The organism is Microcoleus sp. S13C4 (genome assembly GCF_036700865.1).
Classification (GTDB): Bacteria; Cyanobacteriota; Cyanobacteriia; order Cyanobacteriales; family Microcoleaceae; genus Microcoleus.
This window is the reverse complement of record NZ_JAUBPS010000003.1, coordinates 3,696-29,316: the sequence shown is the minus strand read 5'-3', so window position 1 is coordinate 29,316 and position 25,621 is coordinate 3,696. Positions and strand designations below refer to the sequence as shown.

Annotated in this window: 20 protein-coding genes; 9 read left to right on the top strand and 11 right to left on the bottom strand. The window is 45.1% G+C overall.

What is annotated here, in order from left to right; genetic code table 11:
- The first annotated feature begins 216 nt into the window (after window positions 1-216).
- The 3 genes from QT996_RS02435 (at window position 217) to rpsU (ending at window position 3,422) form a co-directional block, all read left to right on the top strand.
- Complete coding sequence (locus tag QT996_RS02435) at window positions 217-1,800, top strand: tetratricopeptide repeat protein (protein ID WP_333044281.1); 1,584 nt, start codon at window positions 217-219, stop codon at window positions 1,798-1,800.
- 119 nt (window positions 1,801-1,919) lie between these two features.
- A protein-coding gene (prfB, locus tag QT996_RS02430) for a peptide chain release factor 2 (protein WP_333044280.1) occupies window positions 1,920-3,054 on the top strand; the annotation gives its coding sequence in 2 pieces (ribosomal slippage) (window positions 1,920-1,991 and window positions 1,993-3,054; 1,134 coding nt in all).
- A 173-nt stretch (window positions 3,055-3,227) separates the two neighbouring features.
- Window positions 3,228-3,422, top strand: coding sequence for a 30S ribosomal protein S21 (gene rpsU, locus QT996_RS02425; RefSeq protein ID WP_333044279.1), 195 nt, complete (start codon window positions 3,228-3,230; stop codon window positions 3,420-3,422).
- Window positions 3,423-3,433: 11 nt separating this feature from the next.
- Here rpsU and QT996_RS02420 read toward each other — a convergent pair whose 3' ends face one another.
- The 11 genes from QT996_RS02420 to fbp form a co-directional block, all read right to left on the bottom strand.
- Window positions 3,434-4,900, bottom strand: a complete 1,467-nt coding sequence (locus tag QT996_RS02420; RefSeq protein WP_333044278.1) for an AtzE family amidohydrolase — start codon at window positions 4,898-4,900, stop codon at window positions 3,434-3,436.
- A gap of 24 nt (window positions 4,901-4,924) precedes the next feature.
- Window positions 4,925-5,101, bottom strand: a complete 177-nt coding sequence (locus QT996_RS02415; protein WP_333044277.1) for a DUF4089 domain-containing protein — start codon at window positions 5,099-5,101, stop codon at window positions 4,925-4,927.
- Between the two features lie 120 nt (window positions 5,102-5,221).
- Window positions 5,222-5,683 (bottom strand): KGK domain-containing protein, encoded by a 462-nt coding sequence (locus tag QT996_RS02410; protein ID WP_333044276.1) that lies wholly within the window; start codon window positions 5,681-5,683, stop codon window positions 5,222-5,224.
- 99 nt (window positions 5,684-5,782) lie between these two features.
- Entirely contained in the window at window positions 5,783-6,235 is a 453-nt protein-coding gene (locus QT996_RS02405; protein WP_333044275.1) for a hypothetical protein, read from the bottom strand.
- 11 nt (window positions 6,236-6,246) lie between these two features.
- Window positions 6,247-6,555: a hypothetical protein gene (locus QT996_RS02400; RefSeq protein ID WP_333044274.1), complete on the bottom strand. Its 309-nt coding sequence runs from the start codon at window positions 6,553-6,555 to the stop codon at window positions 6,247-6,249.
- Window positions 6,556-6,964: 409 nt separating this feature from the next.
- Complete coding sequence (locus tag QT996_RS02395; protein ID WP_333044273.1) at window positions 6,965-7,456, bottom strand: ureidoglycolate lyase; 492 nt, start codon at window positions 7,454-7,456, stop codon at window positions 6,965-6,967.
- Between the two features lie 101 nt (window positions 7,457-7,557).
- Window positions 7,558-9,171, bottom strand: coding sequence for a cobyrinate a,c-diamide synthase (locus tag QT996_RS02390; RefSeq protein ID WP_333044272.1), 1,614 nt, complete (start codon window positions 9,169-9,171; stop codon window positions 7,558-7,560).
- A 367-nt stretch (window positions 9,172-9,538) separates the two neighbouring features.
- The gene (gene opcA / locus QT996_RS02385) at window positions 9,539-10,903 is read right to left on the bottom strand and encodes a glucose-6-phosphate dehydrogenase assembly protein OpcA (RefSeq protein WP_333044271.1); all 1,365 of its coding nucleotides are present in this window, start codon (window positions 10,901-10,903) and stop codon (window positions 9,539-9,541) included.
- Window positions 10,904-11,039: 136 nt separating this feature from the next.
- Window positions 11,040-12,569, bottom strand: a complete 1,530-nt coding sequence (gene zwf, locus QT996_RS02380; protein ID WP_333044270.1) for a glucose-6-phosphate dehydrogenase — start codon at window positions 12,567-12,569, stop codon at window positions 11,040-11,042.
- A gap of 261 nt (window positions 12,570-12,830) precedes the next feature.
- Window positions 12,831-13,985 carry a transaldolase gene (gene tal / locus QT996_RS02375; protein ID WP_333044269.1) on the bottom strand — a complete coding sequence of 385 codons (1,155 nt, stop codon included), beginning with the start codon at window positions 13,983-13,985 and terminating at the stop codon, window positions 12,831-12,833.
- A 216-nt stretch (window positions 13,986-14,201) separates the two neighbouring features.
- Complete coding sequence (gene fbp / locus QT996_RS02370) at window positions 14,202-15,275, bottom strand: class 1 fructose-bisphosphatase (RefSeq protein ID WP_333044268.1); 1,074 nt, start codon at window positions 15,273-15,275, stop codon at window positions 14,202-14,204.
- Between the two features lie 322 nt (window positions 15,276-15,597).
- Between fbp and QT996_RS02365 the strand changes: the two genes are divergently transcribed.
- The 6 genes from QT996_RS02365 to QT996_RS02340 form a co-directional block, all read left to right on the top strand.
- Window positions 15,598-15,732: a DUF4058 family protein gene (locus tag QT996_RS02365; protein WP_333038323.1), complete on the top strand. Its 135-nt coding sequence runs from the start codon at window positions 15,598-15,600 to the stop codon at window positions 15,730-15,732.
- A 204-nt stretch (window positions 15,733-15,936) separates the two neighbouring features.
- Window positions 15,937-18,471, top strand: a complete 2,535-nt coding sequence (locus tag QT996_RS02360; RefSeq protein ID WP_333044267.1) for an ankyrin repeat domain-containing protein — start codon at window positions 15,937-15,939, stop codon at window positions 18,469-18,471.
- A 29-nt stretch (window positions 18,472-18,500) separates the two neighbouring features.
- The gene (locus QT996_RS02355) at window positions 18,501-19,859 is read left to right on the top strand and encodes a serine/threonine-protein kinase (RefSeq protein WP_333044266.1); all 1,359 of its coding nucleotides are present in this window, start codon (window positions 18,501-18,503) and stop codon (window positions 19,857-19,859) included.
- A gap of 415 nt (window positions 19,860-20,274) precedes the next feature.
- Window positions 20,275-20,637: a CHAT domain-containing protein gene (locus QT996_RS02350; RefSeq protein ID WP_333044265.1), complete on the top strand. Its 363-nt coding sequence runs from the start codon at window positions 20,275-20,277 to the stop codon at window positions 20,635-20,637.
- A 3-nt stretch (window positions 20,638-20,640) separates the two neighbouring features.
- Window positions 20,641-22,515, top strand: coding sequence for an AAA-like domain-containing protein (locus QT996_RS02345; RefSeq protein WP_333044264.1), 1,875 nt, complete (start codon window positions 20,641-20,643; stop codon window positions 22,513-22,515).
- 36 nt (window positions 22,516-22,551) lie between these two features.
- Window positions 22,552-25,621, top strand: a 3,070-nt coding sequence (locus tag QT996_RS02340) for an AAA-like domain-containing protein (RefSeq protein WP_333044263.1), incomplete at its 3' end; no start/stop codon positions are given.

Sequence of the window (25,621 nt, the reverse complement as noted above, 5' to 3'; positions counted from 1 at the left end):
GCTCGATCGACATCCTGCCGCGGTTTTTTTTTTAGATTTGGAATCAAGATAGTCGTCATCCTCTCCTCTGTCCCTCATACAAAAAATTTATATCATGTTCACAGCCGGCAGGCATCAGGTATAATTTTACTTTTTAATCACTCAATCAAAGCTCTTGTTATCTAATTGTGTCGATCGCGATTTCAATATTAATCACAAATTAATTGGGGAAAACTCATGTACTTAAAATATGAAGATATCAGGACAGTCAGCGTAGAAATTACCTCCCGGTGCAATGCAGCTTGCCCGCAGTGTCCCCGCACCGACAACCCGATTTTGCCGGGGGCGGAATTAAAGATGGAGGATATTGAGAGAATTTTCCCACAAGAGTTTTGCTCTCAGTTGGATTTGGTTTATATGTGCGGCAACTACGGCGATGCTATGACTAGCAATACCACAATTCCGGCGATCGAGTATTTGCACCGCATGGGAGTTCCTCATATCAGCCTGTACACAAATGGTAGCGGACGCAATCCAGACTGGTGGCAAGCCCTGGCACAGGCGATGACAGGAGAACATGATCGCGTAATTTTTAGTATCGACGGGTTGGCAGATACTAACAGCATCTACCGCCAAAATACCAACTGGGACAGGATAATGCAATCTGTTAATGCCTTTATCCAAGCTGGCGGAAAAGCTGTATGGCATTACTTGATATTTGAACACAACCAGCACCAAGTAGAAGCAGCGCGGGATTTAGCCCAACAATTAGGATTTGTCGAGTTTGTACCGAAAGCTACTTCTCGTTTTGTGGCGAAAGAGATTTATGACAAAGAGTCCGCAAATCAACAGCCCCAGAAGGCAGAAAACTCTCAGGTAGAGGCTAAGAGCGATCGCCAAAACCAACCAGCAACAGCTAATGTGTCAGCCCCTCAGCATCAAGAACAGGCCGCGCTTCAGTTCCATCGACAAGCTGAGGAATGTTTGAAACAAGGAAAGCTATCAGAGGCGATCGCAGCCAGCCAACAAGCCCTGAAAATTCAACCTAATTTTGCAGCAGCCTGGAAAACTTTGGGCAATGCTGTTCAAGGTTTGGGGAAGATGCAAGCAGCAGCAGACTGTTACGCAAAGGCACTGAAAATTCAGCCTAATTTTCCAGAAGTTTATGCTAATGTCGGCAGTCTTTATGCTCAACAGCAACAGTGGCAGCCAGCTAGTGCTTATTACCAAAAGGCGATCGAGCTTAAACCCACTTTTGCCGGAGCTTATCGCAATTTAGCTAAAGTTTTGACGCAGTTGGGGCAACCAGAAAAAGCAAATTATGCTTGGTATCAAGCTATAGCTATCGAAACCTCTCAAGCACCAGAACCAACTCGTTCTGTTCCATCAAAGCCAGCCAGTGAAGAACTCCAACCCCCATCGTTGGAACAATATAAAAATCCACAGGGAGACCAATTTATCCAAGCTGTAGAAAAATTTGGTAGCCTAAACAATTACTACCGAAATGTAGAAATTAGCTGCCAAACTCAAGCCAGCAAAGAGATTTTCATCAGTTTTGAAGCGGAACTCTGGCCTTGCTGTTGGGTAAGCCATACTAAATACGCTGTTTATAACCACACTTACAGACCGCAAATGCTGGCTTTAATTGAAAAGTACGGAAATGGTTTTAATTCTCTCAGAACTCAATCGGTGAAAGATGCAATCGCCAGAGATTGGTTTCGCGAAGACCTCACAAAAAGTTTTTCCTGTTCTAAAAGGTTGGACGTATGCGCTCACGAATGCGGTAAAACTTTCAATTCAACAGGTTCGCAGTATATATAAGAAGGAAGGCACGACACGGGTTTGGACACGGATTTGGACACGGATACACGGATTAGTTGCTGAAATGTCAAAATTTCAGCTAAACTTAAAAATACACCCCAAAACTAGGAGAACTCACAGTGGAAGTTCTAGACATCAAACACAATATCGAAACATTGTCCGATCGACTGGGTACAACCCAGGACTATCTTTGACATCCCCGCACTTACAGCCAAAATTCAAGACTTAGAGCAAATCTGCGCCCAACCAGCATTTTGGGACGACCAAGATCGAGCTCAAGAAACCCTCCAAGAACTTAATGACTTCAAATCTCATTTAGAACAATATCGCGGCTGGCAAACGAGCTTGGAAGATGCTAAAGCTATTTTAGAACTGCTGGAGTTAGAAGCCGACGAGTCGCTGTTCCAAGAAGCCTCATCGAGTCTTTCTCAGTTAACCCGCGAACTCGACCAGTGGGAACTGCAACAATTACTATCGGGGCCCTACGATGAAGGCGGCGCCGTTTTGACAATTAACGCCGGGGCCGGCGGCACAGATGCTCAAGATTGGGCGGAAATGCTGCTGCGGATGTACACCCGCTGGGGGGAAAGTCAAGGTTACAAAGTACATTTAATGGAAATTTCCGAGGGAGAGGAAGCAGGTGTTAAATCGGCTTCTTTGGAAATTGTCGGTCGCTACGCTTACGGTTATATGCGATCGGAAAAAGGCACTCACCGCTTGGTCAGAATTTCGCCTTTTAATGCTAACGACAAGCGTCAAACCAGTTTTGCAGGCGTTGAAGTGATGCCAGTTCTCGATCGATCCGTCAAGTTGGACATTCCCGAAAAAGATTTGGAAATCACGACTTCCCGCGCGGGTGGCAAGGGCGGGCAAAATGTTAACAAGGTAGAAACCGCAGTCCGCATCGTTCACATTCCTACTGGTTTGGCCGTCCGCTGCACAGAAGAACGCAGTCAGTTGCAAAATAAGGAAAAAGCTTTGGCATTACTCAAGGCTAGGCTGTTGGTAATTGCTAAGGAACAGCGGGCTTCAGAAATTGCCGAGATTCGCGGCGATATGGTGGAGGCGGCTTGGGGCAACCAAATTCGCAATTATGTTTTTCACCCATACCAAATGGTCAAGGATTTGCGTACAGGGGTGGAAACAACCGCCATCGCAGATGTGATGAACGGCGAATTAGAGCCGTTTATTCAAGCTTACCTGCGGCAGGAAAATCAGTTGATAGCCCAAACTGATTCAACCGCGCGAATATAATTGGCGCCTTGACATACAAAGTCTGCCTGTGCAGACTAAAGAATCAAGAGCAGTAATGGCAGCGGATTTGCTATAATTTTGAGGTTTTGGGCGATCGCCCGACCTTCAACAGGTCGCGCGGTCAAAAACCTTGATATGATAAAACTTGATCTGACAAACACTAAGGAGAAATAATGACCCAAGTTGTAATAGGCGAAAATGAAGGGATTGAGTCAGCCCTACGACGGTTTAAGCGACAAGTTTCCAAAGCGGGTATTTTCCCCGACATGAGAAAGCACCGCCACTTTGAAACGCCGTTGGAAAAGCAGAAGCGCAAAGCTATTGCCAGAAGGACTAAGAGACGCTTTCACCGCACTAACAAACCCTAGAATTATTAGCACTAAATTGATTCGGCAGATATAATGCCTTGCGATTCTAGTACCGCAGCGACTCGGAGAATCACCGCTTCGCTGTAGGGAGCACCAATAATTTGTACCCCCAAGGGCAAAGCGCCGGGCCGCTGTACGACGGGCACGCAAAGAACGGGCAAGCCAATAAATGATAGGGGTTGGGTGAACAGTCCGAGATTGGGACGCACTAAGATTTCTTGTCCGGCTATTACCATTTTCTCGACGCCAATTTCAGGGGCAGCTATCGGGGTTGCGGGTGCGAGGATGATGTCTGTTTGTTGGAATATTTCGCGAATTCGATCGCGGTACCACTGTCTGAATCTCTGCGCTTGCAAGTACCAAGTCGCAGGGATCAGGGTTCCCGCTAAAAAGCGATCGCGCGTGGCGGGATCGAAGTCTTGAGGGCGCGATCGCAAATTATCTAAATGCAAGTTTCCGCCCTCGCAGGCGGTAATGATAAATGCCGCAGCCCTGGCGCGATCTGATTCCGGTATGCTGACAGTCGCAAGCCCCCCTATTTTTGGGGGGTTTGTTGTTTTTTTTGTGCTTATACCACAATCCAAGACATTTGTCAAGGCTTTAGCAACTATTTCTACAGCATCCATTGCTTCGGGTTCGGCCCCTGTGGCGAAATACCCGTCAGCAACAGCAATTCGCAATCCTTCGATACCTTGATTTAACTGCGGCGAACAAAGTTCTGGGGGGCGTTGAGTGCAAACTGGGTCACGAGAATCAGGGCCTTGCAGGATATCGTACAGCAGCGCCATGTCTCTGATCGATCGCCCAAATGGCCCTACACAATCCAAACTACCCGAAAATAAATAAGCGCCAGCCCTGGACAAACGGCCGTAAGTAGGCTTAAACCCAAAGACACCACACAAAGCAGCCGGTACGCGGATGGAACCGTTAGTATCAGAACCGAGGGTGATGGGTACAAAACCGGCGGCGACTGCTGCTGCGGAACCGCCGCTCGAACCGCCGGCGATGCGGCTAGTATCGTGGGGATTGCGAGTCGGGCCGTAGTGGCTGTTTTCGGTGACGAAACCGTAGGCGTACTCGTCCATGTTGAGAGTACCTACGAGTACAGCCCCGGCTTGTTTTAGTCGGGCGACCACGGCCGCGTCCTGGGTAGCCGGAGGATTGTCAGCGTTGATTTTTGACCCAGCTAGAGTAGTAATTCCGCCGATGTCGAACAGGTTTTTGACTGCGAAGGGAACGCCTGCTAAAGGGCCTGGGTTTTGGTTATTTGCGATCGAATTATCTATATTTTCGGCTGCTGCGAGTGCGCTTGATGCAGTGATAGCAGTAAAGCAATTAAAAGCTTTATCCTTAACAGCAATCCGTTCCAAAGCAGCACTTACCGCCTCTGTAGCCGTAACCTTACCACATTTAACAGCCGCTGCCGTAGCAACCGCATCAGCCTTCTCTAAAAAACATCTGCGTTCATCTGCGTTCATCGGCCCTCATCTGCGGTTAAAAATCTAAGGTTCAAACACCGGCGCGACTTCTACTTCTTGAGGTAAAGGGAATTCAGTAACGAGTCGGGCGATCGCAGCTATCCTCTCGAAGTTTACCACAACACCGGGGCGGTGTTCCGGGTCTAACGGTAAGTTTATCAGTTCGGCCGTGCGATCGACATATTCTTCTATATTTGTCATTAGTCCATCCCAAAAAAACATCAGCGTTCATCCGCGTACATCTGCCCTCATCTGCGGTTGAAAATCTAAGATTCAGATATAGGTGCGATCGATTATTGTATTGTAATCGCGATCGGGCTGTCAGTTATTATTGCTCAGTTTTTTGTATTCCTCGGATTGTCTGATATCATCTAAAGGAGATTTTGGCTCTAGTGGTTCATCAGAACAAAATTTTATAGATGTCTGCGGTTCCCCCGACAGGAAACTTCTATTAACTTTTATTTTAAGCTTTCCTTTTTGCCAACCTTTGGCACCAATCTTGAGAATTTGACAATCGATTCCTTCTTGAGGGGAACTCCAGTTTATCTCCCCTGTCTGAATAGTTGTTTCTTCGTTAATCGACAGAGATTGCATCCAATAATATATCGCTTTCTTGCGAGATTCCTTTTCTGCTGCCTCGATAGAAAATAGTATATAATCAAACTTCCTAGCGACTAGCTCTTTAAACCTCCCCACCGTAAAAGTAGCTTTCCCCAATAACAAAACATCATCCTCGCCGTCTAGTATCTCATAGCTTCTAGTGATTTCATTTTTTTCGTTCATTTTATTTCACAAAATTCTGCTGATTCCTATTTGATATTATTTCAAGCTATCTGAGTCAAGCTGGTTAACAAAATAAATTGACTCTCGCACTTTTCCCACTCAAACACTGACAGTTTCCCGCAACTTATCAACGGCAACATCCAGCGTAGGCAAAGCAAAATCCTCAGCATCCATCAATTCCTTAACCTTATCAAAAATCTCAACCTCCGCCTCTTCCTGATCAGTTAGCTTATCATAAAAATAAGGGTCAGTAAACCACTGCTCAAACGCTATCATTAACAAACCATTGGGCGAAAGTTCAAACCGCCAATACTTAGAAACTCTACTGTCAACCACTTCAAACAGCGGTGCCGGATTATGGATAGGATAATAGCTGTAATGATCATCACAAATATAGTACCAAATAGTCCCTCTCCATTCTCGGATAGCATAAACAACATATTCCTTGCCTATAGTTAGTGATAACTCAACCTTTCTAGTGTAACCGCGTGGCGGATCTATATATTCTTCAGGAAGAAATTCACCAGTCTTAGCAATACAACGAATTTTCATAACTTGATTACCTACAGATTTTTAGGGGCGGTTTTGGGATACTGTCGCTTGAATTTAAACTCCACATCTTGAAGAGTCTGACTGTTCCGAAACCAATGGACTTGTACGGAAGCTCCATTAATTTCAAAAGCCTCAACACTTGTCATTTTATCCCAATTCTCAGAATTTCCGCCATAAACAGCAATAAGTCTCGGTGCATCCCCCAACAATCTATCTGTACCGCAATGAATTACTATACAATTATCAGCCTTAGCGTCTTGCAGCAGAAGTTGTTCCGGCAAATTTCTCGGACTCTCATCGGGGATAGCACCTTGATTCACAATTTAACTGCTTAAAATATTGTTTGTCAAACCGAATAAAAACTCATTTTAGCAGGTTCAGTTTCCGCCAGCAACTTACCCCGCGAAATCACATACCGAACCGCAGCGCGCCTCCTAATTGCATCATAACAATCATCAGCATCCAACCCAATTAAAAACGACATCGCGCAGAACAATGCTATACTTTTGCTCAGGCATGACAATTGCACTTATTTTAACACTTGTAAACTTTATCCTTCCTAGTTGCGATTCAGCCTAGTGAGGCCAAAAGAATTCCCCAATCACTTGCGAACCCCCTCCTTCTTCTCCTCTGCGTCCTCTGCGCCCTCTGCGGTTAAAAAATATTACTCACAAAAGCAACCTCTAACGAGAATCACCCCGCAGAAAGCGCAACTACAAATCGCCAATATCAGACAATCTCAAACTCCAGATTGTGATTTTTTACCAAATCAAAAGTAAAATGGTCAACCACATTAGTATTGCTCAATTCCAGATTGTAAAAATCAACAAAATCCGCATCAAAATACGGCCCAGCGTGCCAAGTCCCCACATCTAACTTAATAAAACAATTGCCCGGAATCTGAAAAGCAGCCATATCCTCTAAACTCGGTTTATAGCTATCCCCAGGAGGCGCAACCGCCATCAACCAATCTTTCCCATCCAAAGAACCCAAACACTGAGTACATTTAACGTGTCGTGTAATTTTGCCAAACTTGCGACCTTTATGGTGCAGCCGCATAATGTAAAATCTAGGAATACCATTTTGCAAATTTAACTGAGCGTCCTCAGCATCGAAAGACTTGCCATCAACAGCCGCAAAGATAACTTGACCGTAACTCCGAAAATTCTCCGGTGTCACCCATTGTGCGGATAACTGCTTAGTCGAAATTGATTCGCTCATAAATCCCAACATCTCTAGCTTGATCCGTCACGAACATTCTAATACAGTAACTCGTCTCTTTTCTCTTCTGTGTGCCCTTTGTTGCCTCTGCGCTTAATTAATTAAATAAAAAAATCTAGTTTGCTTTCTCGATCGCCCAAAACACCCTTACAATCAAACTCAGCACACTGCTGCAAAAAACGAGCCGGAATATCAGGACGAGCACCCCAATGCAAATGCAAATAAGAAGCGTGCACCTGACAAACTCCCCAACCTTCAGCAACCGCCTCAACTTCCCCTCGCTTCCCATACCTCCAACTGTGATAAACTGGATTAGTCGGTTCCACAGTTAAATGCGATCGATGAAACTCATGTCCCCAAACCTCATCAAGAGCAGTTAACACCGAACTATCCCTCACCGCCACAGCTTCTCGGTATCCCAGCGTCAAACGCTTTCCCATTGCAGCAGCAGTTTCCAACACTCCCACCCCTGGCCAAGAATTGCCATCGAAGTCTACAATAGAATCGCACAAGTACATCAAACCGCCGCACTCCGCATAAGTCGGCATTCCCGAAAAAATCGCACTTCTTACCGCATCCCGAATTAAAACATTACTGCTCAATTTTTGAGCAAACACTTCGGGAAAACCACCACCAAAATATAACCCTTGCACATTGTCAGGAAAAACCGAGTCATCAAGGGGACTCCAAAATACCAACTGGGCACCCAACTCTTCCAACAAATCAAGATTGTCCTGATAGTAAAAATTAAAAGCCCGATCGCGCGCAACTGCAATCCTCACTCCAAATTGTTTTCCCAAACTGTTGACAACAGCATCTTTTTTAACTACAATTACAGAAGGGAGACTGTGCCTACCCGAAAGTTGCTCTGACCCCTCACCCGCCTCATTTCGAGTTGCAGTCAACAAAGGCAAAAGTTGCTCCCAGTCAAAACTAACAGCAGCCAAATCAGCCAACTTATCGATCGCAGCATGAAGATTCGGCAACTCCTCAGCAGGAATCAAACCCAAATGTCGATCGGGAATAGTAACAGCCTCATCCCTACGCAAAACGCCCAAAATCGGTAAATTGAGTGGTTGGAGAGCATCTTGAAGCAGCTCCAAATGTCGATCGCTAGCCACCCGATTGAGTACCAAACCAGCGAATTTAAGGTCAGGGTTAAAAGAACGAAAACCGTGGGCGATCGCAGCCACAGAACCAGAGAGCCTGCTGCAATCTATCACAAACAATACCGGCAAATTCAGCAAATAAGCAACATGAGCCGTAGAAGCAAAGGAAATAGAATAGTGTTGTTTTCCTTCGGGCTTCCTTAAATTTGTTAAATCCGTTAAATCCTTTACATCTCGTACAATCGTTGCCGAACTTCTATCGGTTACATCCGTTACATCCGTTACGAAATCCGTTGCCGAACTTTCTTCTTCTTTCTTCCGAGAAACCCCATCAAATAGCCCCATTACGCCTTCAACTAAGGCATAATCGACATCTTGAATATGACGAGAAAAACACTTTTTTACATAAGATTCAGACGTTAATACCGGGTCTAAATTCCGACAGGGGCGACCAGTAACAAAAGCATGAAACATCGGGTCAATGTAATCGGGACCAACCTTAAAAGATTGAACATTCAAGCCGCGACGGATTAAATAAGCTAAAAGGGCGATCGTTACAGTAGTCTTTCCCGCACCGCTGCGTTCACCAGCAATTACTAAAGCCATAGTTCTAGATTAGTTACAAAAAATACAGGAATCAGACAGGTGATAAAATTATGAGTATTGGTTTTGAACTTCTCAAATAATACCAATTTAACGAACCGCGAAGACGCGAAGGAAGAATGAGAATAATATAGGTAATTTCGTTGCTTTTTAGAAGTAATTTATAGTTTGGAGTTAAAGAACATTATTAATTCAAAACTCATAACTTCTAACTCACAACTTCCAAAAAAGTAGGGCAGACATTGCCTGCCCCACTGAATATTAACTCAATCCTTCTTCCTTCTTCCCTCTTCCTTCTTCCTTCTTCCTTCTTCCTTCTTCCTTCTTCCTTCTTCCTTCTTCCTTCTTCCTTCTTCCTTCTTCCTTCTCTTTACCGCTTAGCTAACTTCAGTATTTGAGCCGTCACTGCCAAACTTTCTTCGTAAAGCACATCTCGGCCCCAACTCTGCAAGTGCTGGCCCAGCAACTGTTCCGTCACCTGATCGAACAGAGGACTCACCTGGTTAAACCGATCGGTTTGAGCGCCGCCCTTCGTTTCCATCCGCATACAGCCGCCCACTTCCGAACACAGAACCGTACCGCAGTCAGCCTTTTCGTTTGTAGAATTTAAACGCAAAGCAATCAAATCGCCCGCGACATCGCCCGAATCAGCAGTAGGAATAGCAGCCAACTCGGCTTCGACAACCCGTTCGTCGGGTCCCGCGAATTTAATTCGCTTGATTTGGTAATCGCCCTCTTCCTGTTTGAAAGCAACCGGACGCCACTGAAGTCGGCTTGCCAGCCAACCCAAATACATCAGCGCTTGAGTAGAATTATCCTGTTCGTAATCGATCGTCACCCGATCAATTTCCCGAATCGCAGCCCGACGTTCCGGGGCGTCAAAAGCCTCAGCAGCCAACTCCTGCCACGCGGCCAGCCGGCGCCAATTCAGATCCGCGATCGGAATTCCCTCCTCGATCAGACTTTGCATCAACAGCAATTCGGCTTCACACTCGGCAAAGCTGCTAGAGTCAACAATCACAGAACTGCTAATTGCCGCCAGCCGCTGGAACAAACCTCGATCGGCATCAGGATTCGCCTTCCACCACAGCAGCGTCGGCAAATCAGCGATAGTCAACGCCGTCACGATGCCACTCACCCGTTCCAAAGCAGCTTCCGTACCCCGCAGCGTAATGTACTCGCAGCAGATCAGATTGCCCGTGGTGCGCTTGTGAACCGGACAATAAGCAGCCACTTGAGCCTGCACGCCCGTATCTTCCCCCGCCGTCGGGCACAGAGCAATAATCCGGCAGGGATTGGCAGCCACGATCGCGTCAGCCACGCCCGATCCCCCGGAACCCAAACCACTCGATCCCATCTCCTCGCCATTTGAATTTTTGCGAGCCACTTCTTCCCGCAAAGTCGCCAGCAATTCAGCGTTAGGTTTGCCAGTTCTCGGCAGCCCGTAAGCTTTTTGAGCCGCCCTGATGCTAGATGCCGTCATCGGCCCGGTAATACCGTCCACCGGCCCGTCGTAAAACCCCAGATCCGCTAATAACCGCTGAGTTTCTTCGGGTTCGTAGACTACAAAAGTAAAAGTTGTTGCCCTACTAGCGATCGGAGAATCGCCCTTTGAACCAGATTCTCTGTAACTTTCCCAAATTTGACTCAATTCAGCCTCTATCTGGTCGAGCGACACATCTTTAGGATTTTGCAGCGAAACCAGAGGCGGAGCTTTCATCGGTGTCATCGTCATAAATCTTTTCTCCTTTGTTATTTGTTATTAGTCATTAGTCATTGGTTCTTAGTCATTGGTTCTCAGTCATTGGTTCTTAGCTAATCAATAATGACTAATCCTGACCAATAAACTAAGGACTGCTGACTAATGACTCTTAAAGTCTGCGCCACTTGCGGCCGTCTCTGTTAATTAGCAGTTCTGCTTCCGCCGGTTCCCAAGTACCCGCTTCGTATTTAGGAACCAACTGTTGTTCGTTGGACGATTCCCATTCCATCAGCGCCGGCGTTACCACCCGCCAAGCTTCTTCCACTTCATCAGAACGGGTAAACAAAGTTTGGTCGCCCAGCATACAATCAATTAACAGTCGATCGTAAGCATCCGAAGATGTCACCCCAAAGGAAGAACCGTAACTGAAATCCATATCCACCGTCCGCGTCCGCAAATCCGGCCCCGGCATTTTCGCCTCAAACCTCAGCGAAATCCCCTCGTTCGGATGCACGCGCATAGTCAAAACGTTCGGAGTAGTTTGTTGGGCAGCGGACTGAAAAATTAGCAGCGGCACTTCGCGGAACTGAATCGCAATTTCGCTAACTTTTTTCGGCAACCGTTTGCCGGTTCGCAGGTAGAAAGGCACTCCCTGCCAGCGCCAGTTGTCAATCATAAACTTCATCGCCACAAAAGTCGGCGTTGTCGAGTTGGGAGCAACCCCCGGCTCATCGTGATATCCGGGCACCTGTTTGCCCTTCATCCAACCTGCGGAATATTGACCGCGAATCGCTGAGAACTCCAAGTTATTCAAATCTGCCAAGCGAGTTGCTTGCAGAACTTTCATCTTTTCGGTGCGGATGCTGTCAGCGTCGAGCGAGTTCGGCGGTTCCATCGCCGTCAGACAGAAAATCTGCATCAAGTGGTTTTGCAGCATATCCCGCAACGCCCCAGAGGATTCGTAGTAACCCGCCCGGTCTTCTACGCCTACTGTTTCTGCAACTGTAATTTGTACGTGATCAACAAATTGCCGATTCCACAGCGGTTCAAAAATCGCGTTAGCAAACCGGAACACCATTAAATTCTGAACAGTTTCTTTACCCAAATAGTGGTCGATCCGGTAAACTTGCTGTTCTTGGCAAACCTTCTGCACGACTCGGTTGAGAGCTTTTGCCGAGCTCAAGTCGCGGCCGAAGGGTTTTTCAATTACCAAGCGGTGTTTTACTGGATCTACCAGCATTTGAGCATCGCCCAGTTGCCTAATTGCTTCTGGGAAAAAGTTCGGGGAAACTGATAGATAAAATATGTGATTGCCGCGAGTTCTCCTTTCTTCGTCGAGTTCCGCTAAGAAATCTTTGAGTTTTTGATAGCTTTCGGGGTTGTCAATGTCGCCCGGACAGTAGTACAAACCTTTAGCGAATTCTTGCCAAAATTCTTCATTGCCAATGCCGCCGCCAAATTCTTCAATGCCTTCGCGCATTTGCTCTCGGAAGTAATCGTGACTCCAAGGGCGGCGGGCTACTCCCACCACGGTGGTTTCCGGTGGCAAGCGTCGATCGCGCTTCATCTGATAAATTGCAGGTACCAGTTTGCGCTGGGTGAGATCCCCAGAAGCTCCGAAGATTACCAGAATTTGTGGTTCCGGCACCCGTTCTTTTCGTAAACCGACCCGCAGTGGATTTTCAAGTAGCGTTACCATTATTTATTTTCCTTGTTCTAGTGCTGTTAACCGTGCCAAAACACCATGATAGTTTGCGGTCATTTCTGCTAGTTTCTTGGTGAGAGAGTTAATCGCTTCTTCATACTGCTAGAGGAGGCAGATGATTTTGCTCTCTAGGAACTCTGAGAGGCATTAATCTCAAAAATCCTAGAGAGGATTTAAAACTCAGCATTTAAGAAGCCAAACAATTATCTATTCCGACTCCTAAATGCTTCTGCCTTCAAGGATACAGATATCTGTCTAGGCGACGGGTGACAACTTCTGCACTTTCTCTTGCAAGGAATCCATCAGGGATTGGAACGGGGTGACGAATTTATCAATCCCGTCCAAGAGCAAGTCTGCCATCACTTGGTCCAAGTTGATGTCGATGTCGGGATCTTTGAGACTTTCGATCAGGGTGTAAGCTTCTGCAACATTGTTCTCAATCCGGGGTGCGACATCGCAGTGATCGAAACAAGCTTCAACAGTGTTTGGCGGCAAAGTGTTAACGGTGTCGGGGCCGATTAGTTCATCAACGTACATGACATCGCTGTAGTTGGGGTTTTTGGTGCTGGTGGAAGCCCACAGCAAGCGCTGTACTTTCGCTCCCTTGGCCGCTAAAGCTTGCCAGCGATCGCTCGCTACGATCTCTTTATACTTCTGGTAAGCTATCTTCGCATTGGCGATCGCAATTTTCCCCTTCACTGCTTCCAGTTTAGCTTTTGTGGAAATATCGGTGACATTTTTGAGTTTCTCATCAATCTTGCCATCGATATTGATGTCGATCCGGCTCAAGAAGAAACTGGCAACAGACGCAATATTGCTCACATCCAAACCTTTAGCCACCCGCGCTTCCAAACCGCGAATGTAAGCCCAGAAGGTTTCGACGTAGCTGTCAACCGAGAACAGTAAAGTCACGTTAACGTTAATCCCTTCGCTGATGACTTGCTCGACTGCGGGTAAACCTTGAGCGGTTCCCGGAATCTTAATCATCACGTTTTCTTTGCCGAGGGCTTTGTAATAGCGTATGGCTTCGCTAATCGTGCTTTCTGTGTCGTTGGCGATCGTCGGTGGCACTTCAATGCTTATGTAACCGTCCAAACCCTTCGACTCTGCGTAAACGGGGGCGAAGATGTCGCAAGCGTTACGGATATCTTCAAATACCAGAGATTCGTAAATCTCCATTACAGATTTACCCGCGCGGATGCCCGCTTCGATATCCGCGTCGTAAATCACATTACCCGCGATCGCTTTCTCAAAAATAGCCGGATTAGATGTAATCCCGCGCAGTCCCCGACTTTCAATCATCTGTTTGAGCTCGCCGGACTCGATCAGATCGCGAGTCAAATTGTCCATCCAGATACTTTGGCCAATTTCTTTGATTTCTAACAGGTGATTCGTTTGTGTTGCTGTCATTACTGTAACTCCTACAATTTGATAGCTGTTTATTGGGACTTGGAAATTGGAAATTGGAAATTGAAAATTGGTAATTGAAAATTGGCAATGGGGAATTGGTAATTGGGAGTCGAAAGTTATAAATTAAAACCCTCTTCCTTCTTCCCTCTTCCTTCTTCCCTCTTCCTTCTTCCTTCTTCCTTCTTCCTTCTTCCCTCTTCCTTCTTCCTTCTTCCTTCACTCTTGGACTGTTCTAGGATTGCGCGATCGATCTTGAATAAAAGACTCGACCATCGCTACATTTTCTTTGCTGCCGATAATTAAGGGCGATCGCTCGTGCAGTTTGGTCGGCACTACGTCTAAGATGTCTTGAATGCCCGTACTTGCCCGCCCGCCGGCTTGCTCCATCAAAAACGCCAAAGGAGCCGATTCGTAGAGCAAGCGCAATTTGCCTTCCGGGTTTTTCACCGTTCCCGGGTACAAAAACACGCCTCCCTGAAATAAAATCCGGTGGAAATCTCCCACCAAAGCCCCGCCGTACCGGGCGCTGTAGCCTTCGCTGCGGTGTACGTAGCGAATGTAGTCCCTCAAAGATTCCTCCCACTGCCAGAAGTTGCCTTCATTAACGCTGTAAATCGGGCCGCGATCGGGAACCTTAATGTTTTCGTTAGCTAGAATAAACTCGCCCAAACTGGGGTCGAGGGTAAAGGAATGAACGCCCTGACCGATCGAATAAACCAGCATGGTACTCGGGCCGTAGAGCACGTAGCCGGCCGCTATTTGTTTGTGTCCGTGTTGCAGCAAGTCGGAAGCAGAACCGTCTTCATCGTCCCCCTCTTGCTTGCGGATGCTGAATATGGAGCCGACATTGAGATTGATGTCAAGATTGGAAGAACCGTCTATGGGGTCGTAGAGCAGACTGTAACGCCCGATGGGACAGTTTTCGGGAATGTAGTAGGGTTTTTCCATTTCCTCGGAAGCCAAGCGGCAGACAAGTCCGCTTTGCTGGAATACCGAGATAAAGACTTCATTGGCATAGATATCCATCTTTTTGACGGATTCTCCCTGCACGTTCGTAGCCCCTGTAAACCCCAAGGCATCTGCCATTAATCCGGCTCTGCTGAGCCGCCTCGCGATCAGCTTTGCCGCCAGCCCGATGCGATTCATCAGCGCGCTGAGATCCTGAGCATCTGCTGAAAAGCTGTGGAGTTGCTGGAGTACGTGACGGGAGAGAGTAGTGCAATCGCGGTCTAAGGCTTGCACCTGATCGATCGGGCCCAGTCGGGCTTCCCCTGTCGGCGCTTGTACCATGATATTGATAACCTCCCTGTCTTGCGGCTCTGAGTTTGGGATTTTCAGGTGCTTGACACTTGCGCCTGTATCGGCTATTAGACCGATCGTCCCCTAACTTCTATCTTAGGGAGGGTTTTGCCAAAGGGCGTCGAACTTTAGGTGAATTTTAGATCCCGATCGAAAATTGAGGAGTTCGATCGACTGTTGAGTCGGGAATTGTATCCAAAATCACTACTTTTTTTGATTAACCGCAGAGGACGCAGAGGGCGCTGAGAGAAAAAGTGGCGATAGAGAAGCCTACGAACGTTGGCTAGCATCTCAAAAAGACCGACAACTTCCTTTGCGCGAAGAAGATGTAGAACCTATTGTTAATTTGCCGGAATTGCTTGCAGGCATTTACGATCGCGTCGGCTATGATTATCGGCTCGATTACGATCAATATCCCGTACGTAAATTTTCGCCAAAGGTGATATGACACTCCAAAATTCTGGGTAAGTTATCCATAGAAATACGGTAATTGAAATTTAAGCAAATATACAGAGTCCGTCATTGACTTTTCTATTGACTTGTTTGAAATATACTCAAACACTCAATTTACATTGCATAAATTTTCAAAATTTGTGTTTTTAAAACCCAAATATAAAATTTTTGTTGGTACTCATCAACCCAGGATAATGCTATGGATATTGTTGAACAAATTCCCCATAACTTAGTCAAACACTATCAAATTAAAAAGCTACTCGGAGAAGGCGGTAGTAGCACAACTTATGAAGCCGTTGACCTCCAAACACACCAGCGAGTCGCACTCAAAGCTTTGTCTTTACAGAAGATGAATGACTGGAAAGTCCTGGAACTCTTTGAACGAGAAGCCAATGTTTTATCAAAATTGAATCATCCGGGAATTCCGCGTTATTTGGATTATTTTTATGTCGATACTCCCGATAACCGTTGTTTTTATATAGTACAAGAACTGGCCCAAGGGCAATCTCTAGCAAGCTTAGTCGAAAGTGGCTGGCACGCTTCTGAACCCGAAATTCAACGCATTGCCACACAAATTTTGGAGATTTTAGTTTATCTCCATTCACAGACACCACCCGTTATCCACCGGGATATTAAACCAGAGAATATTGTTTTCAAATCGCCCATCAATTCCCACCAACAAAAAGACTGGGAAGTCTGCTTGGTAGATTTTGGAGCCGTGCAAAACACTTATAACAATACTTTAATGCGAGGAAGTACCGTAGTTGGAACCTATGGTTATATGGCTCCAGAACAATTTCTCGGACAAGCCGTACCTGCAACAGATTTATATGGTTTAGGAGCGACGTTGTTGTATTTACTAACCCACCGTTCCCCCGCCGAATTACCAACAAATATACTAGAGGGAGATTTTCGCTCTCAAATTCAGATTTCTTCAGCATTTGCCGATTGGTTAAAAAAAATGATCGCGTCCGATTTAGAAAACCGCTTTAACTCGGCAAAAGAAGCGCTTGAATTGCTTCGCAGTCCTCGAATATCTAGCGTTAAATCCAATCCGACGCAATGGAAAAAACGCCTCAAAATAGGAATTGCTGCTATTGCTACTGTTGCTGTTTTCAATCACTTTAAATATCCCATACTCAACCGGATTGGATTTACCCCCAATGCAGTTGTCAACGCTGTTGAACAGGGAGATACTAAAACTGTTAGGCATTATCTGGATCTCGGTATTAGTGCTAATACCAGGGTACACAATCTGAATTTACTACACTTGGCTGGCTCAAAAGAGGTGGCAGAATTGTTAATTGCCAAGGGTGCAGATGTCAACGCTAGGGATACACTTGGCTTTACCCCGTTACACTTTGCTGCTGCATATGGTCGCGTAAAATTGGCAAAGATGCTAATTGCTAAAGGTGCAGATATTAACGCCCAGAGTGAACCTCATATTGATTGGGATGTGTCGAATTCTCTATGTACTTATAAATTGCGAAGGTTTTTACCTGACAATTGTATGGGTATAACTCCTCTGTTCTTTGCGGGATCGCCTGAAATGGCCAAGTTGCTGATTGCTAAAGGTGCAAATGTCAATGCCAAAAACAAAAATGGCATAACTCCTCTACATACGGCGCGCTCGAAGGCAATCGCACAAATACTACTCGCAGCAGGCGCAAAAATTAACATCAAAGAAGACAATGCCCGAAATGGCAAGGGTACAACTTTATTACATAACGCAGCAAAAATAGGCTTTAAGGAGTTGGTACAACACCTAATTAAAGACGGCGCAAATGTTGTTATCAGAGATGGTAGAAAAAGAACTCCACTGCACTATGCAGCCACCAAAGAAGTTGCTGCTTTACTCATGCTAGATATCAACGCTAGGGACGAATCTGGAAATACTCCGTTACACCAAGCTGTTAAATACGATTACCTACACTCAGATCTTCCACGCGCTCGCCTAGAAATCGTCTCTTTTTTAATTGCTAATGGTGCGAAAGTCAATGTTAAAGATTGTTATGGACATACTCCTCTACATATTGCTGTGTTCAATAGGCGGGTTGCTATGTCAAATAATATGCAGAATATCAATATGCAGAATATCGAACGACTGCTAGAACATGGTGCCGAAATTAATATCCAGGATAATAACAAAACAACTCCACTGGATATCGCCGTAGACTCGACAGATAGGGATACAGTAGCGTTGATGATTAGCAAACACCCAGATGTTAATAGTGAATACAAATATGGCAGAACCTTACTGCATATCGCTGTCGATTTCAAACTTAAGGATGCAGCCAAACAACTCATTGCCAAAGGTGCATTCGTTAATGCCAAAAATAACTTGCTTCAAACTCCCCTGCATCTTGCCACTACTCGAGGATCTCTAGATATCGCTGAACTGCTAATTGCTAAAGGTGCGAGGGTTAACGCTAGAAATGTGAAGGGTCAAACTCCATTGTATCGAGCGATCGCGCTCGGACATAATGATATTGCTGCACTGCTAATTAACAACGGTACAGATGTTAATAATATAGATGTATCAGGCACAACTCCACTCCACCAAGCCGCACATTATGGCACTCTAGGAATCATAAAATTGCTGATTGCTAAAGGTGCAAAGATTGACGCTAAAAACTCTTATGGTGAAACGCCACTAAAGATAGCAGAAACCGACTCGAACCCCAACCGAGAAGCAGCAGCCGAAATACTTATATCTCGCGGTGCAACAGACTAATCATCCAAAATCAACCCAAGCATAAAAATATGGAAATCCTGCAAAAATCGGAAAAAATCATTGCTGAAAGATATCGCATTCTCGGCAAATTAGGACAGGGTGGAGTTGGGATTACCTATGCTGCTGTAGATTTAAACAGCAATCAAAAAGTTGCACTCAAAGCTTTATCCCTGCGCCTGACAACTGAATGGAAGAAAGTCGAGTTATTTGAACGAGAAGCCAAAACTTTATCGGGATTGAATCATCCGGGAATTCCTCGCTACATTGACTACTTTCAAGTTGATACTTCCCAAGATCGTTGTTTTTATATCGCCCAACAACTCGCACCTGGAAAATCTCTCGCACAATTGATAGAAAATGGCTGGAAACCCAATGAATCGCAAGTTCGTCATATCGCCTCTCAATTGCTAGAAATTTTAGTTTATCTGCAATCGCTGTTACCTGCTACTATCCACCGAGATATTAAACCTCAAAATATAATTCTGCAAAAAAATGGGCGAGTCTTCCTAGTTGATTTTGGTGCAGTTCAAAATACTTACCATCATACCGTTACAGGAGGCAGTACCGTTGTCGGAACCTACGGTTACATGGCACCTGAACAATTCAGAGGAAAAGCTGTATTATCAACAGATTTGTATGGATTAGGCACAACGCTGCTTTTCTTGTTAACCCAGAAATTTCCATCCGATCTACCCAGACACAAGCTGAAGGTACAATTCCGCGATCGCGTCTCTATTTCTCCAGAGTTTGCCGACTGGTTAGAGAAGATAATTGAACCCGCAAGTGAAGATCGATTTGACTCAGCAAAAGATGCTTTATCAGCGCTGCGAGGGGAACAGCCAAGCGGGATTAATCCCGAAAAAATGTTTAAGCGATCGCCCCAATCACGAATTACTTTAATTGATGCTAAACGGTGGTTATTAATCAAGATACACCCCGATCGTTCACCTAGCAAAATCAAGTGTTTTTTCCAGTTCATTCATCTGAGTTATAAATTTTTACTTCCCTTCTCTTTGATTCTGGTATTTTTTATATTTAGTTTGTCTCAATACGCTCCTGCCGACTGGCTAGATAAATTATTTAACCAATTTTTCGTTATATCAATCCTAGCTATAATAATAGCTACAGTATTTTATGCTTTGATGTGGTTGTGTAGGTGCTTGTTTAGGATTGCTTCTCGTCTATTCATCAGACCAATTAAAATCACTCCCCAAGATATCCAGCGGGTAAAGTTGAGCGGAATTCATCTGCCATTGCTCAAAAAATCGATGACTTTTTGCCGGATTCGCACCACGTCGCGTAACTATTGTTTTGGCTTATTTTTGCCGCAAGCTGAGAAAAAATGGTTGGTAGGGGAATTGAATGATTGTTTAAGTAAACTAAAATAAATCATTGTTGTTATCCACAGAGTTGATAAAAAACCCGTTTTTTTCTGAGGGCGTGGATTAAATAAATGCGGAAGTATAGAAGATTTTATGTACTAATTTAGGCAATAATAATAATCAAAAAATCCTGGATCGGGCATGAGAATAAAACTCTAAAGAATCTCGATATTTATGAAATAGGACTGCAAAAGGGGAAGGCGATCGCACTTGTTGAATACGTAGCTAAAAAGATTAGTTGAGAGTCGCGATCGCCTTGTGGATTGGTTATGCTTGAGTCAGGGTGCTCATTTCTGCCAGTTTACTGACCAACAAAAATAAAGATGTTTGTGGTTAAATACCCTAAAGGCAAGAAATATCTCGCCCTGACTGGGGTAGTGTCGTTAAGCTCCTGTATCTCCTAAGCGTGAAGGTTCCATTGATGAGTAGTTCCCCAAGAAAGAAAAAAACCATCCTGTTTTTGGCAGCCAACCCCAAAAATACCACCCATGTGGACTTACAGAAAGAGGCGAAGGAAATTGCAGAGGGATTGCAACGCTCTAAAAAGGGCGACAATTTTCAACTGGAGCAACAGTGGGCGGTGACGCCAAGAGAAATGCAGCGAGCCGTATTAGATTATAAACCAGAGATTGTGCATTTCTCTGGGCATGGTGCAGGAGAAGGGGGTTTAGCCCTAGAAGATGGCATGGGGCAGATTAAGCTAGTCAATGCTAAAGCTTTGGCAGCTTTGTTTGAGGCGTTTAATGAGTACGTGGAGTGCGTCATACTCAACGCTTGCTATTGAGAAGTGCAAGCGGCTGCGATCGCACGTCACATTCCATACGTTATCGGCCTGAAGCAAACGGTGGGAGATAACGCCGCACGAGAATTTGCTGTAGGTTTTTACGATACGTTGGCGGCGGGGGAGTCGATCGAACGTGCCTATAAGTTGGGTTGCGTTAGCATCAGCATGGCAGGGATTCCAGAAGAACTTACTCCGGTATTAAAGAAGAAGTCGGGTTTTTCTGAGTTGAATGCAGAGGAGTCGTTGCTTGTGCTGGAAGCTGCGCGAGCGATCGCCGCACCTCCCCTTTCTATTCTCAATTTAGATAACCCAGAAGGTTCTGTTAGTTTAGATTCACCCCTATATATTGACCGGCGTCCCATTGAATGGGACTCCTACCAAACTATTGTAAAGCCCGGAGCTTTAATCCGAATCAAAGCCCCCCGGCAAATGGGAAAAACTTCCTTAGTGCAGCGAATTTTATCCCACGCCAACCAACAGGGATATCAAACGGCTTATTTAAACTTTCAATCGGCTGATGGCAGTTCTCTGACCAATATTGATGAGTTGTTGCAGTGGTTTTGTGGTGAGATTACCAATGAATTAAATTTAGAAGATAGGTTAGGAGAATATTGGAAAGGGGTTCTCGGCAGTAAAAATAAAAGCACGAAGTATTTCCAACGCTATCTACTATCGGACAGTGATCGGTCTGTTGTTTTAGGGTTAGATGAAGTTGATCGGATTTTTCAGTATTCGGAAATAGCCACCGACTTCTTTGGATTATTACGAGCTTGGCACGAGCGGGGAAAAAATGAGCCTATTTGGAAAAAGCTGAGGTTAGTCATTTCTCACTCTCAAGAAGTTTATATACCTCTCAACATTAATCAATCGCCATTTAACGTGGGATTGCCCATAGAGTTACCTGAACTCAATCAGAGACAGGTAACAGATTTAGTGTATCGACACCGATTAAATTGGTCAAATCAAGAGATTTGTGACCTGATGGAAATGGTGGGCGGTCATCCTTATTTAGTTAGAGTTGCTCTCTACCAAGTGGCTAGGGGGAGAATTACCTTAGAGCGCTTGCTAAAAGTCGCTCCTACTGAAGAAGGCCCTTACTACGATCATTTACGACGGCATTTAGTTAACTTGGAAACAGATGCAGAACTAGCAGCAACAATTAGAGAAGTCATTAACAGCGAACAACCTGTAGAAATTAATACCGGAGAGGCTTTTAAATTGCGAAGCATGGGGTTGATCAAATTTCAGGGAAATGCTGTAATGCCCTTCTGTGGTTTGTATCGTCAATATTTTCGCCATCGCCTAGCCTCTCCCCAAGCGAAGATGACTGCTGTGCAACAAATTAATAACCAATCAAGCTTGCACGTAGAGAGTAATTTAGCAGCTATTATTTTCTCGGATGTCGTTAATTCCACCGCCTTATCAGTTGCCAACCAAAAGCTGACACTAGAATTAGTGAATCGAGATTTTAACATCATCCGAGGCATCTGCGCTAAACATCAAGGCAAAGTCCTGAAAGAAATGGGCGATGGTTTATTAATTTGCTTTCCCGAAAGTGCCGTAAAAGCAGTCGCCTGTGCATTAGAAGTACAACGAAATTTCGCCGAAGCTGCTACAACCTTACCTCCGAGTCATGTCCTGCAACACCGCATTGGTATTCACTTGGGAGAAATCTTCTCTCTTAATAATGATATCAGGGGGGCTGGCGTAAATTTAGCTGCTCGTTTAGAAGGGAAAGCAGAGCCAGGAGGGATCTGTATTTCTGAGACAGCTTATCAAGTCGTTAAAACCCATTTATCTTTAAATGTGATTGACTTAGGTCTGCAAGAGTTAAAGGGAATTTCTGAACGTGTAAGACTCTACAAATTGATTCCTTGATTCTCTGATTTTCCACCTATGAATTAACAAATACCTATGAAAGATTATCAATATCAAGTGGGAGGGAGCCTGCCTGCAAACGCCCCAACTTATGTCACTAGAAAGGCGGACGAAGAACTTTATCAAGCTTTAAAAGCCGGAGAATTTTGCTATGTTCTTAATTCCCGACAAATGGGAAAATCTTCCCTGCGAGTGCGGACAATGCAGCGGTTACAAGCAGAGGGAATTGCCTGTAGTAGCATTGATATTACAGAAATTGGCACCTCAGATATTACGCCAGAAGAGTGGTATGCCGGGGTGATAGATAGCATCATCAGCCGATTAAATTTGTATGACGTTTTTGATTTAGATGAATGGTGGGAGCAGAACAGATTACTATCGAATGTTAAACGATTTAGTAAATTTATTGAAGAAGTATTACTCAAGAATATCTCAGAAAATATAGTAATCTTTGTCGATGAATCGGACAGCTTAATCAGCTTAAACTTTAAAATAGAAGATTTTTTTGCTGTAATTCGTGATTGCTATAATAATCGAGCGGATAAACCCGACTATCGTCGATTAACATTTACGATGTTAGGGGTAGCAACTCCCTCAGATTTAATTCAAGACAAGCGACGCACTCCGTTTAATATTGGTCGAGGAATAGAGTTAACAGGGTTTCAATTAGCAGAAGCCCAACCTTTGGCAGTTGGGTTAGAAATTCAAGAAAAAAATTCGCAAGCATTATTAGAAGCAATCTTATATTGGACGGGGGGACAGCCCTTTATAACACAAAAAATTTGTAAATTACTTCTCATTTACGCCAACTCTGCCTCAATCCAAAATCCTGCTGAGTGGGTAGGAGATTTAGTTCGAGAAAAGGTGATTGAAAATTGGGAAGGGCAGGATGAACCAGAGCATTTAAAGACGATTCGCGATCGCATTTTACGCAGCGAACAACGGGCAAGTAGGTTATTGGGACTATATCAGCAAATTTTGCAGCACAATGAGATAGCGGCTGATGATAGTCCCGAACAAATGGAACTACGATTAACTGGGTTGGTGGTTAAGCAGTCTGGCAAACTTAAAGTTTATAACCGGATTTATCAATCGATTTTTAACCTTAATTGGGTGGAAAAGCAATTAGCGAATCTCCGCCCTTATAGCGAAAGCTTTAAAGCTTGGATAGATTCTGATTGCCAAGATGAATCGCGACTGTTGCGGGGGCAAGCTTTGCAAGATGCTCAAAATTGGACCGCAGATAAAAGTTTGAGCGATTTGGATTATCAGTTTTTAAATGCCAGTCGGGAAGTCCAACAACGGGAAGTTGAACGAGAGTTAGAAGCACAGAGACAAGCGAATAAAATTTTGACTCAAGCCAATCAGACGCTAATTAAAGCAGAGCAATTAGCCACCTATAAAGTCACTCAAGCCCAGAATTTAGCAAATGTAATCCAGGAAACTGCTTTTTCTAATGAATCATTTCGTTCAGGACAGACATTCCCAGCACTTTTGGAAGCATTAAAGGCAGGGCAAGCATTCAAACAACTAGATGCTTCTGCCGAGACGACAAAACAAATTAGAGGACGAGTGATAGCTGCGCTGCAACAAGCAGTGTCCGCAGTAAAAGAGCGCAATCATTTGGAAGGGCATAACAATGTGGTCATTAGCGTCGCCGTTAGTCCCGATGGCAAAACTTTGGCTTCTGTAAGCTATGACAACACCATCAAACTGTGGAATCTGCAAAGCCAAAAACCCATCGCCACCCTCACTGACCATAGCGATTTGGTCAATAGCGTCGCTTTTAGTCCCGATGGCAAAACTTTGGCTTCTGGAAGCGATGACAACACCATCAAACTGTGGAACCTGCAAACCCAAAAACCCATCGCTACCCTCACCGGGCATAGCGATTTGGTCAATAGCGTCGCTTTTAGTCCCGATGGCAAAACTTTGGCTTCTGGAAGCGATGACAAGACCATCAAACTGTGGAACCTGCAAACCCAAAAACCCATCGCTACCCTCACCGGGCATAGCAATTCGGTCAATAGCGTCGCCTTTAGTCCAGATGGCTTGACTTTGGCTTCTGCAAGCTATGACAACACCATCAAACTGTGGAACCTGCAAACCCAAAAAGAACTCTACACCCTCACCAGGCATAGCAGTTTGGTCAATAGCGTTGCCTTTAGTCCCGATGGCAAAACTTTGGCTTCTGCAAGCTATGACAAGACCATCAAACTGTGGAACCTGCAAACCCAAAAACCCATCGCTACCCTCACCGGGCATAGCAATTGGGTCTGGAGCGTCGCTTTTAGTCCCGATGGCAAAACTTTGGCTTCTGGAAGCGATGACAAAACCATCAAACTGTGGAACCTGCAAACGCAAAAACCCATCGCTACCCTCACCGGGCATAGCAATCCGGTCTATAGCGTCGCTTTTAGTCCCGATGGCAAAACTTTGGCTTCTGCAAGCGGTGACAAAACCATCAAACTGTGGAACCTGCAAAGCCAAAAACCCATCGCTACCCTCACTGGCCATAGCGATTTGGTCAATAGCGTCGCTTTTAGTCCTGATGGCAAAACTTTGGCTTCTGCAAGCTATGACAACACCATCAAACTGTGGAACCTGCAAAGTCAAAAACCCATCGCTACCCTCACCGGGCATAGCAATTCGCTTATTAGCCTAGCCTTTAGTCCAGATGGCAAAACTTTGGCTTCTGGAAGCGATGACAAAACCATCAAACTGTGGAACCTGCAAACCCAAAAACCCATCGCTACCCTCACCGGGCATAGCAATTCGCTTATTAGCCTAGCCTTTAGTCCAGATGGCTTAACTTTGGCTTCTGCAAGCAGTGACAAAACCATCAAACTGTGGAACCTGCAAACCCAAAAACCCATCGCTACCCTCACCGGGCATAGCAATCCGGTCTATAGCGTCGCCTTTAGTCCAGATGGGTTGACTTTGGCTTCTGCAAGCGATGACAAGACCATCAAACTGTGGCACCTGCAAAGCCAAAAACCCATCGCTACCCTCACCGGGCATAGCAGTTCGGTCAATAGCGTGGCTTTTAGTCCAGATGGGTTGACTTTGGCTTCTGGAAGCAGTGACAACACCATCAAACTGTGGA